The sequence below is a fragment of the Candidatus Filomicrobium marinum genome (assembly GCF_000981545.1).
Lineage (GTDB): Bacteria > Pseudomonadota > Alphaproteobacteria > Rhizobiales > Hyphomicrobiaceae > Filomicrobium > Filomicrobium insigne.
Genome location: NZ_LN829119.1, coordinates 1,545,279 through 1,562,332, shown reverse-complemented (window position 1 = coordinate 1,562,332; position 17,054 = coordinate 1,545,279). Strand labels below are relative to the sequence as shown.

The window sequence follows — 17,054 nt, the reverse complement described above, 5'->3', positions numbered from 1 at the left end:
GTCAGCCCCCCAACTTGGTGTCCGCGGCCGGCTTTGACAGGCCCGGATTGGAAGTTGGCGTCTCGGCGCGTTTGTTACGCCCGATCACCTTCATGAAGTCGCTCCAAGCACCAGCGAGACCGCGCGGCGCAAACATGACAACGAGAACAGTGATGGCCCCGACGACAAACAGGTAATGCTCCCAGACGGTGGAGATGAGCTCCCGGAATATGATCAGCAAACCGGTGCCGAACAGGGGACCGAGCAGGCTTCCAGCACCGCCAACGATCGCCCAGACCACGGCCTCACCCGAGACGTGGTAGAACATGTACGATGCCGACGCATAGCGCCCGAAGAAGGCGAAGAGCGCGCCAGAAGCGCCGGCGAGTCCACCGGCGAGAACGAATGCGAGATAGCGCGTCAGGTAGACATTGATTCCGACGAGCGCGGCACGCCGGTCGTTCTCACGCACAGCCATGAAGCGCACCCCCAACGGGCTGCGGACAATGAGGCCAAAAAGCCCGTAGCAAGCAGCGACGACGAGCAGGATCGTGTAGTACTGGACGGACTGGTCGGCGAGGGAGAGTTCCAGGTCGCCGAAGGAAAAGACTTTGGGCGTGCTGAACGAAATACCATCATCGCCACCCGTGATCGGCTTCGCGCTCATGGCCGCAAAGTACAGGATGAGCGAAAAGACCACGGTGATAATTGCAAAGTAGTGCCAGGTCAGGCGCACGGCGACGCTACCTGCTATGGCGGCCGTGAGCATTGCAGCAACGATGCCGACGGCAAGTCCGCCCCAGAAGTCAGCACCCCAATGAATAACTGACAACGCAGCTCCATACATGCCGACGCCGAAGAAAAGCGCTTGTCCGAAAGAGAGTAGGCCGACGTACCCGAGCAGAAGATTTACACTCGCGGCGAGCAGCGACCAGATCAGGATCTCGGCAATAATGTCGATCCAAAACGGGCTGACGAACATCGGCATAACGACGGGAACAGCCAACAAGAGGCCGGCGAAGACCACGAGCGCAACACGAGAGATATTTGTTGCTGTCATCGCGTCGCCCCTGAAAAGAGCCCGTTGGGTCGAACGAGCAGCACCACGCTCATGAACGCGAGCGAAATAATTCTAGCGATCGTCGGATCGGTGACGCTTGTGACCAGTCCTTCCAGAACCGCAAGCAATACGGCAGCGGCGACGGTGCCCTGCAAATTGCCCAGTCCGCCGATGATCACCGCCATGAAGCAGAACGGTAGGATGTCGACACCCGTGCGGAATTCGACGGTCGTGATGGGCGCTGCGATCACCCCGCCCAGAAACGCCATAGCCGTGCCCAGACCGAACGTTATGGCGCAGATGCGCGCAACAGGCACACCGAGCGCCGTCGCCGTCTCCGGATCATGACGCACGGCGCGGATCCAAGTGCCGAGCTTCGTGCGCGTAAGAAAAGCGAAGAATGCGATCAGGCACAGTGCGGCGAATGCCGCGGCAAACAGACGGTAGACATCGTAATCGATGCCGAACAGCGGAAGGGTGCCTTCGATCGGCGCCTCCATCCGCCGCGGCTGCGCTCCGTAGATCGCACGCACACCCTCCTGAAGCATCATCGAGAGGCCGAACGTCGTGACGATAGTGAGCGAGGCCTGGCGGATCGTCGGTCGGATAACCAGGCGCTCAAGCACGATGCCGACAGCAAAGCCAATAATCGGCACAAGTAAGAGGGCAATCCAGTACGAGCCGCTCGCCACCGTCAGCGTGAGCGCCGCCACGGTGCCCAGCATGAAGAAGTCGCCATGCGCAACGTTGATGATGTCGAGAAGCCCAAAGATGATGGAGAGGCCAAGCGCAATCAGCGCAATAATCAACCCCCAAACTAGGCCGTTCACGGCAAGTGCCAGCACGAGTTCGATAACAGAAACTCCCCCGACCGATCGCAGCGCGCCGCGAACAATTAACAGAGGCTTTGCAGCCAGATGCCGATAAAATTCAACACGAATTGACACTCAATGCAACACGAGTTTTTGCTGATAATAACGGCATTACGAGCGAATTTTTGAGGCAATTATCGAATTGCTGTCAATCTTATTCGACAGTTCATACTAGGTTGTGGCATGGTGTTCCCGGCCCAAAAAAGCGGGCCTTGCGATACGGAAAAATCTCACGATGGCTATTGATCGCGTTTTGATGGACATAGGTCTGCACGAGACGGAAGTGCGCTTTTATCTGGCGGCGCTCGAACTCGGGCAGGCGCCCATGCGCGACATCGCGCGCAAGGCCGGGATCAGTCGTACGAATGCCTATGACGTCTTCTCACGCCTGCTGGCGCAGCGGCTCGTCAACGAGATTCCACAGTCGACAGATCGTTCGATGCTGATCATGGCGGAGTCACCGGAGCGCGTGCTGGAGATTGTCGATGAGCGCCGGAAAAAGCTCGACGCGGTGATGCCGGAATTACTCTCATTACACAATCGCACGCCAGCCAAACCCAAGGTGCGCTATTTCCAGGGGCCGGATGGCATAAAGGCCGTGCTTGACGAGACACTGACGTGCCGCAGCAAGGTGCTTCTTGGCATACTCTCTATGAGCGATCTCTATGAGGTGCCGGGACGCGAGTGGATGGACGACAACGTCCGTCGCCGCATCGAAGCCGGCGTTACCCTGCGGGTTGTGCGCTCGCCGACGAAAGACTTGCATCCCTTCTGGGCGGACAATCCAGCCGACCTGCGTATTGTGCGCTACGCTCCAGATGATTTCACTTTCTCGATGACGACGTACATCTACGACGACAAAGTGGCGCTCATCTCCTCACGCAAGGAGAACTTCGCCATGACCATCGAGAGCGCCGAGTTCGCTGCCATGCAGACGGGCCTTTTCGAAACGCTCTGGGCGGCGAGCCGCCCAACGGCAGCGGCGGGAAAGCGATCCGGCCGCGGCAAGATCATCGACCTTCAACGAAAGAAATAACTTAACCAACTGGGACACGCGTATGCCACTAAGTTACCCGCGCTTTAAGGCTGCTGCCTGCCACATCGCGCCCGTCTTCCTCGACAGTACGGCCACTGTGGAGAAGGGGATTTCCTATATCAGCGAGGCGGCCCGTAACGGCGCGTCACTGGTTGCGTTTCCCGAGAGCTTTATCCCGGGATTTCCGGTGTGGGCTGCGCTGCGCCCGCCGATCGAGAACCATGACTTCTTTCGTGCGCTCGCCACTCAGTCCATACGGCGAGACGGCCCTGAGATCGCGCGGCTCGCGGCGGCGGCGCGCGATCACGGCGTATACGTCTCCGTCGGCATCAGTGAGGGCACGGATGCAAGCGTCGGCTGCCTGTGGAACGCGAACCTGTTGATTGGTCCTGATGGCAGCATCCTTAATCACCATCGCAAGCTTGTTCCCACGTTCTATGAGAAGCTGGTCTGGGCGAACGGCGATGCTCGAGGCCTGCGGGTTATCCCGACTGACATTGGCCGCATCGGCATGCTGATTTGCGGTGAGAACACAAATCCGCTCTCGCGCTACGCGCTCATGGCTGAAGGTGAGCAGGTTCATATTTCGACTTACCCGCCGGTGTGGCCGACACGCCCACCAACCGACAATGGCGCATATGATCTGCGCCGCGCTATCGAAATCCGGGCGGGCGCGCACGCTTTTGAGGCGAAAGTCTTCAATATCGTCTCATCAGCCTTTGCCGACGAGGCATTGATCGCAGCGGTCTCTAAGGAGGACAAGCGAATCCGCGAGATTATCGAACGGTCTCCGAAGAGCGTGTCCATGTGCCTTGATCCCACGGGCTCGGTCATCAGTTCCGTGCTCAGTGACGAGGAAGGCATCGTTTATGCCGACATCGATACGGCGCTCTCCGTCGAGCCGAAGCAATTTCACGACGTCGTCGGTTATTACAATCGCTTCGACATCTTCGATCTCGAGATTGATCGCTCTCCGCGCGAGCCCGCGAGATACATTGAGGTAGCGTCCCCTTCGCTCGCCGCTGAGGGTGACGAACCGACCTCAGAAAGAGCGTAGTTAGGGTAAGGGAAATGTCATGGATGACACCAAGCACCAGATTGGCCTCATTCTCTTTCCGCAACTGACGCAACTCGACCTAACGGGTCCCTTCGAAGTGCTGGCGCGGCTTCCCGACGCCCAGGTGCATCTCATCTGGAAGGACCTAGATCCGGTCCTGAGCGATGTCGGCCTGCGGATCTTACCGACCACGACATTCACGGACTGTCCGGATCTCGATGTGATCTGCATTCCTGGCGGTCCAGGAATGAATGACCTGCTTAATGATGAGGAAGTACTTGCGTTCGTGCGCCGTCAAGGAGCCAATGCGCGCTTTGTCACCTCAGTATGCACCGGTGCGTTAGTACTGGGAGCCGCTGGTCTTCTTCAGGGCTACAAGGCAGCGACGCACTGGGCATCCATGCATTTTCTTGAGTCGTTCGGTGCCACGCCAGTCAACACGCGCGTCTGCATCGATCGCAACCGCATAACGGGCGGTGGAGTTACCGCAGGCATTGATTTTGGATTGCTCCTGGCGGAAGCGCTTTCCGACCGCATGACCGCCGAAAAGATTCAACTCTATATGGAGTACAACCCGGAGCCGCCCTTCACTGCAGGCTCCCCAGACACAGCCCCGCCTGCCGTCGTTAGTGAGTTCCGTAGCTACGCCGAGGGCATGCTGAAGCGAAGGGGCGAGGCGGTCGCGCAGGCCGCGCAACGCCTTAAGGAGACTACATCGGAGCAGGCTTCGTTCAAGCAACCTCTACCGAGGTAGGTTCATGGCGTCTGGTGCTTTCTGAGACATCACCCAGCCTTCTTCCCAAGAGCCGAGAACTAATACATCGCCGCGAAGCGAATATGCCAGATCGCTCGGACAGGCCAACTCAATCTCATGGCATTTCGCAAGGCTTGGCCACGCGTAGAACACGACCACATTGTCCTGAACAGATCCGATAAGCTGACCATCGGCCGACCATCCAATTGCGTGTCCCGTACCACCGCTCTGAATGGCAACCGTTTCCTCACACGCACCGTCGCTTAGCTGAAATACAGAGAGATTTTCAGGTGGCGCACCGTGAACGACTGCTAATAATGATCCGTCAGGCGAAAGGGACGACGTGCGCGAGAAAGCTACGCGCTCGGGCAGCACTCGAAATTCTCCAGAGCGGAACGGCCATGACCAAAGGGAGAAATAGTCGGGCGCCGGCGGCGCATCGTCTGATATCGCCTTGCAAGCGTGTACGATAACCCACATCTTCCCGTCCGCAGATCGGTGGATGCTCTGGATCATCTCATCGGGAAAATCCTGCGCAAACTCGGTACACCCCGATTTCGCAGTTCTTACCATCAGACGTCCATTCCAAGTGGCGTCCACGATGTATTCACCGCAAGTCGAATAGCGAAGGTTCGATCCCTCGCCATCTGTCATATTATTAAAATCGACAAGACGTCTTCCCGACTTCACGTCGGCGACGATGATGTGTCCTGATGAACCTTTCACAGCCAAGGTGCTCCCGTCCGGAGAGAAGACTGTGCAAGCAGGATCGGCGAGCGGGGAGGCTCGCCATATCTTTGATCTCGTCCGCAAATCCCACATGGACACATCTCGCCCGACCGTCGAAAGTCGTTGTCCATCTGGCGAAATGGCGACGGCGTAGCTTGTGCCAATCTTCCAAGGCTTCATCTGACGTCCGTTTTTAACGAAACGGTTTGGGTGGAGCAGGATTGAATGGCTCTTGATGCGTTGAGCTCACGCTTAACTGCGGAGTACTGCCTAAGCCATTGAAACTGTATATCATGGGTGATACATACGTGGCCGTTGCGCGAAATTTTCTTCGATAATCAAGAGCTTGCCACCCCATACCCCTCGTTCCTTCGTTAGAAGGACGTTTGATCTGGGATGTGCAGTGCGAAGCATGGCGGGGTGGCGGTATGGCTGACAGCAAAATCAAACTGCATAAAGGCGATCTGCCTGCGGGTGTGACTTTCGGCTCAAGCGTTGCGATCGATACCGAAACTCTCGGTCTCAACCCTCATCGCGACCGCCTCTGCGTGGTACAGCTCTCGGCGGGCGACGGCACCGCGCATCTTGTCCAGTTTGACGGCAAGGATTATTCGGCACCACACCTCAAGGCGCTGCTCGCGGACCAGGACGTCCTCAAAATCTTTCATTTCGCGCGCTTCGATGTCGCCGTGCTTGCCAAATATCTCGGCGTGGTGGTGACGCCCATCTACTGCACCAAAATCGCATCCAAGCTCGTGCGGACATATACGGATCGCCATGGGCTCAAGGACATCACCTCAGAACTTCTCGGCGTTGAATTGTCTAAACAGCAGCAGAGTTCAGATTGGGGAGCTCCAACCCTCACGCAGCAACAGATGGCCTATGCGGCCTCCGACGTGCTGCACCTGCATGCGTTAAAGTCGCGACTTGACGAGATGCTCGCACGGGAAGGGCGCACGCACTTCGCGTCGGCCGCCTTCGGCTTCCTTCCTATCCGGGCGCAGCTCGACCTCGCTGGTTATGGGGAGATGGACATCTTCTCACATTGACGCTCGCTCGCGGCGTAAAGTTGCAACACCCTCCTGGCAACGCAGCGCGTTAAGCACAATTTTGAGTAAAACTACCTAATCAGGCGCCTTACGTCCTTCGATCAGTCCCAATATCACCCCAATTCATTGACACTTTCGCGCAGCTGGCTGGCGGAATGCCGGCTGGATCCTGGCGCATGTCAGGGCGCTCTTCACCCTCGGTGTTTGGGTTTCTTCTGTGGCGCCCAGGTTGCGTCGGGGAAATCGATGATGCCGAAGATTGATTTTCTTTGCCCGTACCCCACGTAAGCGCGCGGACCCGTCCTAAGCTCTAGCGGCCTCTTAGCGAATGTCACTCGACCACCCCTTCGACGCGACTACCAAGCCCCGGCGCCGATCGGAACGTCCGGTCACGGGACCGGTGGATAGCAGCCGGCAGTTTGCGCGTGCACGTCGTCACACTTGGATGGTGCGCACGCTGCGTGTGATGTTGCCTGTGGTCACCGTTGCCGTCGTTGGGTTGTACGTAGCCTCAGCCATGACGTCTCTCGATCTCGTCGAGAAACTGGCACAGCTGCCCGTGCCAACGATAACCGCCGAAAACGTGACGATGGATAATCCACGTTACGAGGGTTTCACAAAAGACGGCGGGTCCTATGTCGTACAAGCCCGCACCGCTCGACAAGACTTCAAGCAGACTGAGCTGATCCACCTCAACGAAATTTCCGGCGAAATGCTCAGCGCCAAGAAGGTGAAAACAGAGCTGACCGCCGCTCGCGGCATCTTCCACACCAAGACCAACGAATTGAACCTCCTTGACGGCATCAAGATCAACTCGACCGATGGCATGGCAGCTCAATTGAAGAGTGCCAGCATTTTCGCGAAACGCGGCGTCATTCTCAGCAAAGAGCGCTCCGTTGTGAACGTTCGCCAAGGTGAGATTTCTGCGGACCGTCTCATGATTTGGCAGAAGAAGCGCAAGGTCACGTTTGTCGACAACGTCAAGACACGCCTCACGCCGCAACCGGGCGAAGAGAAAGCCGCCTCTCCTCAGAAGGAAGGCTCCTCCGCTCTGATAGGAAGCTCCAACGGTCCCGTAGATATCACGTCAAACATACTGAGGGTCGAGGATCTCAAGAACACTGCGAGCTTCGTTGGAGACGTTCAAGCCGTGCAGGGCGACCAGGCCCTGCACAGTCAGCGGCTCGACGTCTTCTATCAAAGCAACGACGCAGACAGCGGCTCGGCTCCGTCTGCCAGCGATGCTGCGACCTCGGCGCAAGTCACCCGAATGGTGTCTGAAACACCGATTGTCATCACACGCGGCGACAGCGAAAGGATTACGGCGGAGCGTCTGGATGTGGACGCGATCAATGAGGTCGCTTTGCTGACAGGCAACGTCGAAATGGTGTCCGGTCTCACGCGCAGCGCACGCAGCGATGCGGCCCAGATCAATGCGCAAAACGATACGGCTCTGCTTACCGGCAATGTTATTGTCACCCAGGGCGAAAATCAGATCAAAGGCGAACGGCTTTTGATCGACCGGAAGCACGGCACAAGTCATCTGACGAGCCCTGCTCAAACGGCTGGCACGAAAGACGGCCGCATCTTTGCCAAGCTCCAACGGCAGGCGGACCCGGCGAAACCAAAAGCAGCCGCAGCACCGGAGGCTGAAAAGAACGCGGTTTCCGGCCTCACTGCCGTCACCTTCAAGACCGACCCGGACGCACCAATCGCTCTGGAGGCCGATGAACTGACCGTCAACGATGCCGTAAAGACGGCGGAGTTTCGCGGCAACGTGCACGCCGTCCAAGGTGGCTTTTCAATCCGAACTGCGAAACTGATCGCGCACTACTCGGGGAACGGCGGCCTGCTCGACCCAGCCTCGAACGACAAGACCGGCGGCGACCAAGGATCGAACACTCAACTCACAAGGATATCCGCGCGAGGCAAAGTGCTCGTTGCTTCGTCGGGCGGACAGAGCGCGACGGGAGACTGGGCCGAGTTCGACGTGGCTGGGAACAGCGTGACACTCGGTGGCGATGTGGTTCTCACCCAGGGGAAGAATATTGTTCGCGGTACCCGCTTGAAGATCGATATGACGAGCGGCAATAGCATTATCGAGACCGCACCGGAAGCTGCAGGCGCGGGGTGGGCCTCCACAATGAAGCCCGATGGTGGATCCGCGGCGTCAGTCCCGATTCCCGGCGGGGTTGGAGCGCGCGGCGGAAGACCCAGCGCCGTATTTTATCCAACTCAGTTCAAACAATCCGGCAAAAACGGCGGCACCTCAAAACGCGAGAGTGGCTCGAGCCCGTCGTCAAGCAGCTGGGGCGCGACGACTGCTCCAGGCAATTAGCACTCTCGACGCGTCATCGTCGTGAGTGCGAAAACGTTGTGACTTGTCGAAGCGACCAATCGGCTGCATTCGATATGAGTCAAAAATACTGGTGGGCTAGCGGGAAGCACAGCCTTGGGAATGAGGATGAGCGTTGGTTAGGTTTTTGCCATTTGGATCGCGCACGGGGAACGATGCCCCTCTGCCGCACTCGCGGGCGGATCGTGCAAACATGCGCGATCACCGAAACGGCGCCGTCCGCGGTACGCGTGCTAACAGCGCTGAGCACTATCCTGCCCCTATCGTCGGTGCATCTGGCTGGCTGACGGTAACTGACGTCAAAAAAACCTATAAAAAGCGACCCGTCGTTAAGGGTGTCAGCCTCAACGTTCGACGTGGAGAATCCATCGGCCTGCTAGGCCCGAACGGTGCGGGCAAGACGACCGTCTTCTACATGATCACCGGCCTCGTCCCGGCAGACTCCGGTCAAATAACTATCGACGGGAAGGATGTTACACGCCTGCCGATGTACCGGCGTGCACGTCTCGGCATCGGCTATTTGCCCCAGGAAGCATCGATCTTCCGTGGGCTGTCTGTTGAAGACAACATTATGGCCGTTCTGGAAATCGTCGAGCCGAACCGGAAGAAACGCCATGAACAGCTCGATCAGCTTCTCGACGAATTCAACATTACCCGCTTGCGGAAATCGCCCTCCGTCGCCCTGTCAGGTGGTGAACGCCGGCGCTGCGAAATCGCCAGAGCACTAGCCTCGCGACCGTCGTTCATGCTACTCGACGAGCCGTTTGCTGGTGTGGACCCGAAGGCGGTCAGCGACATTCAGGAATTGGTGCGGCACTTGACGCAGCGCGGTATCGGCGTTCTCATCACGGATCATAACGTTCGTGAAACTTTAAGCCTCGTCGAGCGAGCTTATGTCATTCACGAGGGTCAAGTTCTGACAGAGGGTAACCCTCAAGAAATCATAACGAACGAAGACGTCCGTCGCCATTATCTCGGGGATATGTTCGTTAATGGGCGTTGAGTATACCCAACCTCGGAACGCATTCGAAGGTTAGGGCATGGCGCTGACGGCCAAATTAGAGCTGAGACAAGGCCAGCAGCTGGTGATGACACCCCAGCTGCAGCAGGCCATTAAGCTCTTGCAGCTGTCTAATCTTGAACTCGAACAGTATGTTGACGGCGAACTGGAGCGCAATCCGCTGCTTGAGCGCGAAGAGGGCGCTTCTGGGGACGCGAACGGTGAAAGCCCCGGAAGTGATGGCGATCAGGTTAACGGCGCCAGTCTCGACGATGATTGGCTCGACCTCGATAAACCTCGCTCCGACCCTGATGGGACGTTCGACACCGACCTCGACAACGTTTATCCGGACGCCTCAGCAGCCGACGTCAGTCAGGACATGTTCGGTTCCGGTTGGGCCGGGCTCAAAGGTCGTGGGCCAGGTAGCATGTCGGATGACGATGCCAACATTGAAGCGTTCGTCTCCAGCAGTATTTCACTGAAAGACCATCTCAGCCAGCAGTTGCCGCTCGCACTTACCGAGCCAGCGCATCGGATCATTGGCCAATATCTCATCGATCTTGTCGATGATGCCGGGTACCTCAACGCGGATCTCGATGAGTTGTCCGAAAAACTTGGCGCGCCCGAATCTATGGTCGAAGAGGTTCTCGAGGCGTTGCAGAAATTCGATCCTCCCGGTGTTTTTGCGCGTTCACTCGGTGAGTGTCTGGAGCTGCAGCTTAAAGAGCTCAACCGCTACGATCCTCAGATCGCCGCCTTGCTCGATAACCTTGGGCTAGTGGCAACGCACGATTTTGCCAAGCTCAAGCGCGTCGTGGGCGTCGATATGGACGAACTCACGGATATGATAACTGAGATCAAGGGGTTAAATCCAAAACCCGGTCTCATGTTTGGGTCTGTCCAGGTTCAACCTGTCGTTCCAGATGTGCTCGTTCGATCGGCAGCCGACGGGAGCTGGCTTGTTGAGCTCAACTCCGACACCCTCCCGCGTGTGCTCGTCAATAGAAGTTACTATGCGCGGGTCGCAAAAGCGGCCTCTACGGGTGATGACAAGGAATATCTCAGCGACTGCCTACAAACGGCAAACTGGCTTGTGAAGAGCTTGGATCAGCGCGCTCGCACCATTCTCAAGGTGGCACAGGAGATCGTCCGCCAGCAGGACGGCTTTTTCACCTACGGTGTTCAATATCTGCGCCCCCTCAATCTCAAAACCGTCGCTGAAGCGATCTCGATGCATGAATCGACGGTGTCGCGCGTTACGTCCAACAAGTATATGGCGACGTCACGCGGCATCTTCGAGCTCAAGTATTTCTTTACCTCCTCCATCTCAGCTGCCGACGACGGAGAGGCACATTCGTCCGAAGCCGTTCGCTTCCGGATCAAGCAATTGATCGATGGCGAAACGTCAAACCTGATCTTATCTGACGATAAAATCGTGGATCTGCTGCGCAGTGACGGCATCGACATCGCCCGGCGCACCGTCGCCAAATACCGGGAAGCGATGCGAATCCCTTCGTCGGTGCAGCGGCGGCGTGAAAAAAGGCTGAGCGGAGTTACCGCACGTGCGACGTGACGTCGCGAATTCCAGAATATATTCATATTTTTCAATACGGTATTGATATTTTGTATCTTTCTAGGACCGCCTAGATCGGATTAATCAAAAGCAATTTTCTTTTAATGTTGCATTGCAAAAAAGCGAACCGTCCTCCACATTGACACGTTTTGATGGTGGCTCTACCGTCACTTCTGTTCTGCTTAAATCAGAGTAGACCTAGGGAAGACGTTAGGGGATATTGGTCAGTTCATAACTTCGAACCGAAGGGCAGATGTCTTCGGCCGAACGGCTGGGGTTGTCTAAAGAAAAGTCGAAGGCGACAGAATGATACTGCAAGTCACCGGCAAAAACGTCGATGCAGGGGATGCATTCCAGACCTATATCTACGATAAGATAGCGTCCGTTTTGGACAAGTATATAGGACCTGAGTTTTCTGGGCATGTTCGTCTGGAGAAGGAAAAAAGCCACTTTCGGACGGATTGCTCGATACGCTTGCGCACAGGTTTGATTGTTGAAGCCCATGGAACCGGGGCAGATGCTTATGCCAGCGCAGACATGGCCGTGGATCGTTTGGATAAGCGCGTACGGCGCTACAAACGTCGCTTGAAAGATCATCATCAGCGTCGGAATGATGGCAACGGTGCGTTGCCAGCTGAAGTCATGGCGCGAGATTACGTACTGCAGGTTACCGACGAAGAAGCCATTTCGGCTGTGGACGCCGATCACCCGGTTATCATCGCGGAAAACCAGCGCGGCATACGAGAGTTAACAGTGAGTGACGCCGTTATGCATTTGGACCTCGCTGAAAGTCCCTTCTTCATTTTCCGAAATGCGGGAAATGGCCAACTGAATGTTGTTTACCGACGTCCCGATGGAAATGTCGGCTGGGTCGACCCAAGTACGGACTCATCGAAACAGTCCTTAAACGGGACCGGACACGCTCTCCGATAAGTTGTCGGAGTGTATAAACCAGTGAGTTAACAGCCTTTGGCCTTAGAGCGGCACGATTTGTGCTTAAAGGTTCAACGGACGTCATATGACACGGTGGGATAGAACCATGGATCTGGGTGATCTACTCGCGCCGAACGGGATTATTCCTGATTTGGCGGCAAAGAGTAAAAAGCAGGCTTTGCAAGAGCTTGCTGCACGCGCCGCAGATGTGACCGGCCTTGAGGCACGGGACATTTTTGACACGCTGTTGCAGCGTGAACGTTTAGGCTCCACCGGCCTCGGCCGCGGAATCGCAATCCCGCACGTCAAATTCCGGGCGCTCAATGAGATCGTGGCGTTATTCGCTCGGCTCCCCGAGCCAATCCCCTTCGATTCTCATGACGACGAGCCCGTCGACCTCATCTTCTTGCTGCTGGCCCCGGAGCATGCCAGCGGAGATCATTTGAAGGCCCTGGCTCGCATTTCTCGGCTTGTGCGCGAACCCACCATGCTGGAGCGCCTGCGGCACGCCAAAGATGCAGCCGCCATCCGCGAAATCCTGACGACACCGGCCGCGTCACACGCAGCCTGAAAGAAAGTCTAGGCTTAAGACTTCGTCCGCAGCCAAGAGGATGGCGCGGAGACATAGGCGACAAACCTGAGATTTGTCGCCTTTTTGGTGGCCAGCCTTTTAACCGAGTACGAGAAGAGCGCCGAGGCCCAGGCCGCCCACAATCAGCCGCCACCACCCAAACAGCGCATAGCCATGGCGGCTTACAAAAGCCAAGAGATATCGCACAACGAAGACGGCCGAGATGAACGCCGTCACGAAACCTATTGCGATGCTCGTTACATCTGCGGTGTCGATGACAGACCAATTCTTATAGAGGTCGTAGGCAAAGGCGCCTGCCATCGTTGGCATGGCAAGGAAGAACGAAAATTCGGCAGCTGATCGCTTGTCCGTGCCCATTAAAAGAGCTCCGACGATCGTCGCTCCGGACCGCGATACGCCGGGGACCATGGCCAGGCATTGGAACAAGCCGATTTTCAAGGCCAGTGACGGTGGAAAGTCCATGACGTCGTGATAGCGCGGCTCCAGATCCAACCGATCGACGTACAAAAGAATTATTCCACCAATAATCAGCATCACGCAGATCAGCATCGGGCTCTCAAACAGAACGCCTTTGATGATTGAATGCGCTGAGGCCCCGATCACAGCGGCGGGCAGAAAAGCAATCAGGATACCCAATACAAAGCGCTGTGTTTTCCGATCGCGCGGCAAGTCATAGAGAATTTGCAGAATGCGCGCGAAGTAAACGCTGAGGATGGCCAGGATTGCGCCAAGTTGAATGAGCACTTCAAAGGTTTTGCCCGGTGAATCAAAGCCAATGAAATGCCCGACAAGCAGAATGTGTCCCGTGGATGAGACCGGAATGAATTCGGTCAGCCCCTCGATCAACCCGAGCAGGACCACTTGCCATGTGGACATGATCACGAACTCCAGTTATGGCGCCGAAGAGGTCTCTGCTGATGGGGTGCCCATCCGCTGGCTATTCACCTTACAAAGATGCTCTTGGAGCCGGGCCCTTAAGAGCACATCCGTACGGATCGGAACTCCAGCAGGGAAGAATGTGGGGATCTTTCGTCGTCTTCAGGGCAATGACCACGAGCTGGGCGGCTTCTGCAAGACAAATGGCAGAGAGATGAACAGGAAGCTTTCTAGGCTGCCGCACCTTGGCCACACTGGCATTCGTTCGCGAGATGCGGTACCGCCAACTGCTTGTCCTTGATGCAATCAAGGCTCCAGAATTTGAAGGAAGCGAACCGACGCGGAGGAGAAGCTCTGTGAATTTCCTGCCACGGCGAGATGTAGGCGAACACTATGCATAGGCTCTGGCACTTCAGGCTTTGCCCGTTGTCCCGTTCCATTCGTATTACGCTGGCGGAACTCGGCCTCCAAGTTGAGGTCGTGGAAGAACAGCCGTGGGATGTAAGCGATGATCTGTTACAGCTAAACCCGGCCGGCGAGCTTCCCGTATTGGAAATCGATGCAGGCCCGGTGTTGTGCGGCACGTATGCGATTTCAGAGTACATCGCAGAAGAACTGAAGCGGCATCCTGTAGATGGGCTCGAAGTTCCCCTCTTTCCCGGCAACCGTGAAGAACGCGCCGAAGTCCGGCGGCTTGTCGACTGGTTCCATGGGAAGTTCAATCGCGAGGTAACCAAAGAGCTCCTCTTTGAGAAGGTCTATGCGCGCCTTAAAGGTAACCCGTCATCAGGACCCGACGCCGATATCGTGCGGGCAATTCGCGGTAATCTGCGTTATCATCTAAGTTATATCAGCTATCTCGCCCACGGGCGGCGCTGGCTTGCCGGCGAAGATTTGTCGTTTGCCGACATAGCCGCAGCTGCGCATTTGTCCTCCGTCGACTACCTCGGTGAAGTCGCTTGGGACGAGTTTCCGCAAGCCAAGGAGTGGTATGCGCGTGTCAAATCGCGACCGGCATTTCGAGCGATCCTCAGCGACCGCGTCCCCGGCGCTGCTCCCCCCGCGCACTACACAGACCTCGATTTCTAAGCAAACTGACGTTGCGCCTGCCGAAGCGGTCGCTCTGAAGGAGGCGGTTAGCAAGCGAGCACGTGAGCTTGGTTTCGACGCGTTCGGCGTAAGCCGTCCCGACGCTATCGCTCTCGCCGGAGCGCGACTTGAGACCTATGTTGCGGCGGGACACCACGGCGACATGGCATGGATGGAAACGACGCTTGAACGTCGCCGCGACCCCAAAGCCCTCATGCCCAACGCACGCTCCGTCATTGCTGTGGCCATGAGCTATGCGCCCGACACAAATCCTATGGAGGCGCTCTCCCAGACATCCCGCGGACTTATCTCAGTTTATGCCAAGGGCCGTGACTACCACGATGTCCTTAAGGGGCGCTTGAAACAACTCGCGGGCTATCTGGCCTCGCGCAGCGGGGAAGACGTGAAAGTCTTTGTCGACACTGCGCCGCTCATGGAGAAGCCTTTGGCTGCGGCTGGCGGTATTGGCTGGCAAGGCAAACACACCAATCTCGTATCGCGCGAACATGGCTCGTGGCTTTTTCTAGGGGCGATTTTAACAGCTGCGGAGCTCCCCCCCGACACGGCTGGTCGCGACAATTGCGGACGCTGCCAACGCTGCCTCGATGTGTGTCCGACAGCAGCCTTTCCAGCTCCCTACCAACTCGACGCGCGGCGATGCCTTGCCTACTTAAGCATCGAGTCGAAGGCGCATATCCCAGTTGAGTTTCGCAAGCCGATGGGCAACCGCGTCTACGGATGCGACGACTGCTTGGCGGTATGCCCATGGAATAAATTCGCCTCGGCGGCACGGGAGGCAAAGTTCGCCGCGCGCGTTGAAACAGACAATCCACCCATTGCGGAATTGATCGCGATTGATGACCGCGCATTTCGCGAGAGGTTTGCGGGCACGCCTGTAAAACGGACGGGGCGTGACCGGATCGTGCGCAACGCCCTTATCGCAGCCGGCAATTCCCAAGACCGGACGATGATCCCGCTTGTCGAGGAACGCTTAAAAGACGAATCAGAACTCGTGCGTGCGATGGCCGTCTGGGCTTTGTCTCAGCTTGCAGATCCCGATCACTTTGCCGATCTACGCAAAGCGTATTTGCCGCGAGAAGCTGATCCTGATGTCCGAAACGAGTGGGAGGCACAATCCGCATGAAACACCTCGTCTGTCTTGGCATGGGTTTTTCGGCCAGCACGCTTGCCCACGAGATGGCGCGCGAAGGCTGGAAGATCAGCGGGACGGCGCGAAGTGCCGAAAAGGTGGCCGCACTGATAGCACGCGGCTGGCACGGTGAGATCTTCGATGCTGAGCGGGGTGGGGACGTTCTGCGCGCAGAGCCAGCAGGTGCATTTAGCGACGTCACGCATCTCCTCATTTCAATTCCGCCCGGTGAGACCGGGGACGGCATCCTCCATCATCACGCTGAGGACATCGCGCGGTTCAAACATCTCGAATGGATCGGGTATCTCTCGACCATCGGCGTCTATGGCAATCATGACGGTGATTGGGTCGATGAAACGACGCCCCCGGCACCGTTGTCGCGTAGATCAAAACTGCGGGTCGAAGCCGAACATGCCTGGGAAAAGTTCGCACGCGCCAAACCCTGGCGTTTGCAGATTTTCCGACTCGCCGGGATCTACGGTCCCGGTCGCAGTGCAATCGACCAGATTGAGGCAGGCAAGGCCCGGCGTATCATCAAGAAGGATCAGGTCTTCAACCGGATCCATGTCGGTGATATCGCCACAATTGTTAAAGCCGGAATGACTGGCGCTGGCAGTCACGTCGTCTACAACGTCGCCGATGACGAACCGGGGCCACCACAAGACGTCGTCGCCTACGCTGCAGAATTGCTGGGCGTACAACCGCCACCGGAAGTTCCCTTTGAAGACGCAGAGCTTTCGCCAATGGCGCGGAGTTTCTATGACGAGCGCAAACGCGTGCGCAACGGCCGGGTCAAGAATGATCTGGGTATCCATCTCTCCTACCCCAATTATCGGACAGGTCTCGAAGCCGTTCTTGCTGCGCGCCGATACAAGTGAACTTGTTCAGGCGCCGTTCAATCAGAGAACGTGATAATGCCGAAATCGAGGCCTATTTTCACCGTCATCCA

At 57.0% G+C, this 17,054-nt stretch carries 16 protein-coding genes; 12 read left to right on the top strand and 4 right to left on the bottom strand.

Annotated features, from left to right (window positions below; all coding sequences use genetic code 11):
- Nucleotide 1: 1 nt before the first annotated feature.
- On the bottom strand, nt 2–1,039 hold the full coding sequence (locus tag YBN1229_RS07505) for a branched-chain amino acid ABC transporter permease (protein WP_046477771.1): 1,038 nt from the start codon (nt 1,037–1,039) through the stop codon (nt 2–4).
- Nucleotides 1,036–1,986, bottom strand: a complete 951-nt coding sequence (locus YBN1229_RS07500) for a branched-chain amino acid ABC transporter permease (protein ID WP_244465036.1) — start codon at nt 1,984–1,986, stop codon at nt 1,036–1,038. Before YBN1229_RS07500 ends, YBN1229_RS07505 begins: the two co-directional genes overlap by 4 nt.
- Before the next feature lie 160 nt (nt 1,987–2,146).
- On the opposite strand from YBN1229_RS07500, the gene YBN1229_RS07495 reads away from it, so the two are divergent.
- The 3 genes from YBN1229_RS07495 to YBN1229_RS07485 are packed head-to-tail and all read left to right on the top strand — an operon-like array spanning nt 2,147 to nt 4,758.
- Nucleotides 2,147–2,947 carry a TrmB family transcriptional regulator gene (locus YBN1229_RS07495; RefSeq protein ID WP_046477769.1) on the top strand — a complete coding sequence of 267 codons (801 nt, stop codon included), beginning with the start codon at nt 2,147–2,149 and terminating at the stop codon, nt 2,945–2,947.
- A gap of 22 nt (nt 2,948–2,969) precedes the next feature.
- Complete coding sequence (locus YBN1229_RS07490; RefSeq protein ID WP_046477767.1) at nt 2,970–4,004, top strand: carbon-nitrogen hydrolase family protein; 1,035 nt, start codon at nt 2,970–2,972, stop codon at nt 4,002–4,004.
- Between the two features lie 19 nt (nt 4,005–4,023).
- A complete protein-coding gene (locus YBN1229_RS07485) occupies nt 4,024–4,758 on the top strand; it encodes a DJ-1/PfpI family protein (RefSeq protein ID WP_046477765.1) in 735 nt (244 codons plus the stop codon).
- On the opposite strand, the gene YBN1229_RS07480 is transcribed toward YBN1229_RS07485, so the two are convergent.
- Complete coding sequence (locus tag YBN1229_RS07480; protein WP_152024963.1) at nt 4,747–5,484, bottom strand: hypothetical protein; 738 nt, start codon at nt 5,482–5,484, stop codon at nt 4,747–4,749. The genes YBN1229_RS07485 and YBN1229_RS07480 overlap by 12 nt on opposite strands.
- A 431-nt stretch (nt 5,485–5,915) precedes the next feature.
- On the opposite strand from YBN1229_RS07480, the gene YBN1229_RS07475 reads away from it, so the two are divergent.
- The 6 genes from YBN1229_RS07475 (at nt 5,916) to ptsN (ending at nt 12,969) form a co-directional block, all read left to right on the top strand.
- Entirely contained in the window at nt 5,916–6,536 is a 621-nt protein-coding gene (locus YBN1229_RS07475) for a ribonuclease D (protein ID WP_046477761.1), read from the top strand.
- A 328-nt stretch (nt 6,537–6,864) separates the two neighbouring features.
- On the top strand, nt 6,865–8,874 hold the full coding sequence (lptC, locus tag YBN1229_RS07470) for an LPS export ABC transporter periplasmic protein LptC (protein WP_082101063.1): 2,010 nt from the start codon (nt 6,865–6,867) through the stop codon (nt 8,872–8,874).
- A 211-nt stretch (nt 8,875–9,085) separates the two neighbouring features.
- The gene (lptB, locus tag YBN1229_RS07465; RefSeq protein WP_046477759.1) at nt 9,086–9,895 is read left to right on the top strand and encodes an LPS export ABC transporter ATP-binding protein; all 810 of its coding nucleotides are present in this window, start codon (nt 9,086–9,088) and stop codon (nt 9,893–9,895) included.
- 37 nt (nt 9,896–9,932) lie between these two features.
- Nucleotides 9,933–11,465 (top strand): RNA polymerase factor sigma-54, encoded by a 1,533-nt coding sequence (gene rpoN / locus YBN1229_RS07460; RefSeq protein WP_046477757.1) that lies wholly within the window; start codon nt 9,933–9,935, stop codon nt 11,463–11,465.
- A gap of 306 nt (nt 11,466–11,771) precedes the next feature.
- Nucleotides 11,772–12,398: a ribosome hibernation-promoting factor, HPF/YfiA family gene (hpf, locus tag YBN1229_RS07455; protein ID WP_046477755.1), complete on the top strand. Its 627-nt coding sequence runs from the start codon at nt 11,772–11,774 to the stop codon at nt 12,396–12,398.
- A gap of 106 nt (nt 12,399–12,504) precedes the next feature.
- Nucleotides 12,505–12,969, top strand: coding sequence for a PTS IIA-like nitrogen regulatory protein PtsN (gene ptsN, locus YBN1229_RS07450; protein ID WP_046477753.1), 465 nt, complete (start codon nt 12,505–12,507; stop codon nt 12,967–12,969).
- 99 nt (nt 12,970–13,068) lie between these two features.
- Here the strand turns inward: ptsN and YBN1229_RS07445 are convergent, their stop codons facing one another.
- Nucleotides 13,069–13,866 carry an undecaprenyl-diphosphate phosphatase gene (locus YBN1229_RS07445; protein WP_046477750.1) on the bottom strand — a complete coding sequence of 266 codons (798 nt, stop codon included), beginning with the start codon at nt 13,864–13,866 and terminating at the stop codon, nt 13,069–13,071.
- Nucleotides 13,867–14,259: 393 nt separating this feature from the next.
- Between YBN1229_RS07445 and YBN1229_RS07440 the strand changes: the two genes are divergently transcribed.
- From YBN1229_RS07440 to YBN1229_RS07430, 3 genes are read left to right on the top strand one after another with little or no spacing between them, the layout of a single operon-like run.
- On the top strand, nt 14,260–14,955 hold the full coding sequence (locus tag YBN1229_RS07440) for a glutathione S-transferase family protein (protein ID WP_046477749.1): 696 nt from the start codon (nt 14,260–14,262) through the stop codon (nt 14,953–14,955).
- The gene (gene queG, locus YBN1229_RS07435) at nt 14,948–16,099 is read left to right on the top strand and encodes a tRNA epoxyqueuosine(34) reductase QueG (RefSeq protein WP_076605387.1); all 1,152 of its coding nucleotides are present in this window, start codon (nt 14,948–14,950) and stop codon (nt 16,097–16,099) included. Before YBN1229_RS07440 ends, queG begins: the two co-directional genes overlap by 8 nt.
- Nucleotides 16,096–16,983, top strand: a complete 888-nt coding sequence (locus YBN1229_RS07430; RefSeq protein WP_046477746.1) for an SDR family oxidoreductase — start codon at nt 16,096–16,098, stop codon at nt 16,981–16,983. The genes queG and YBN1229_RS07430 overlap by 4 nt, the downstream gene beginning before the upstream one ends.
- Nucleotides 16,984–17,054: the final 71 nt, after the last annotated feature.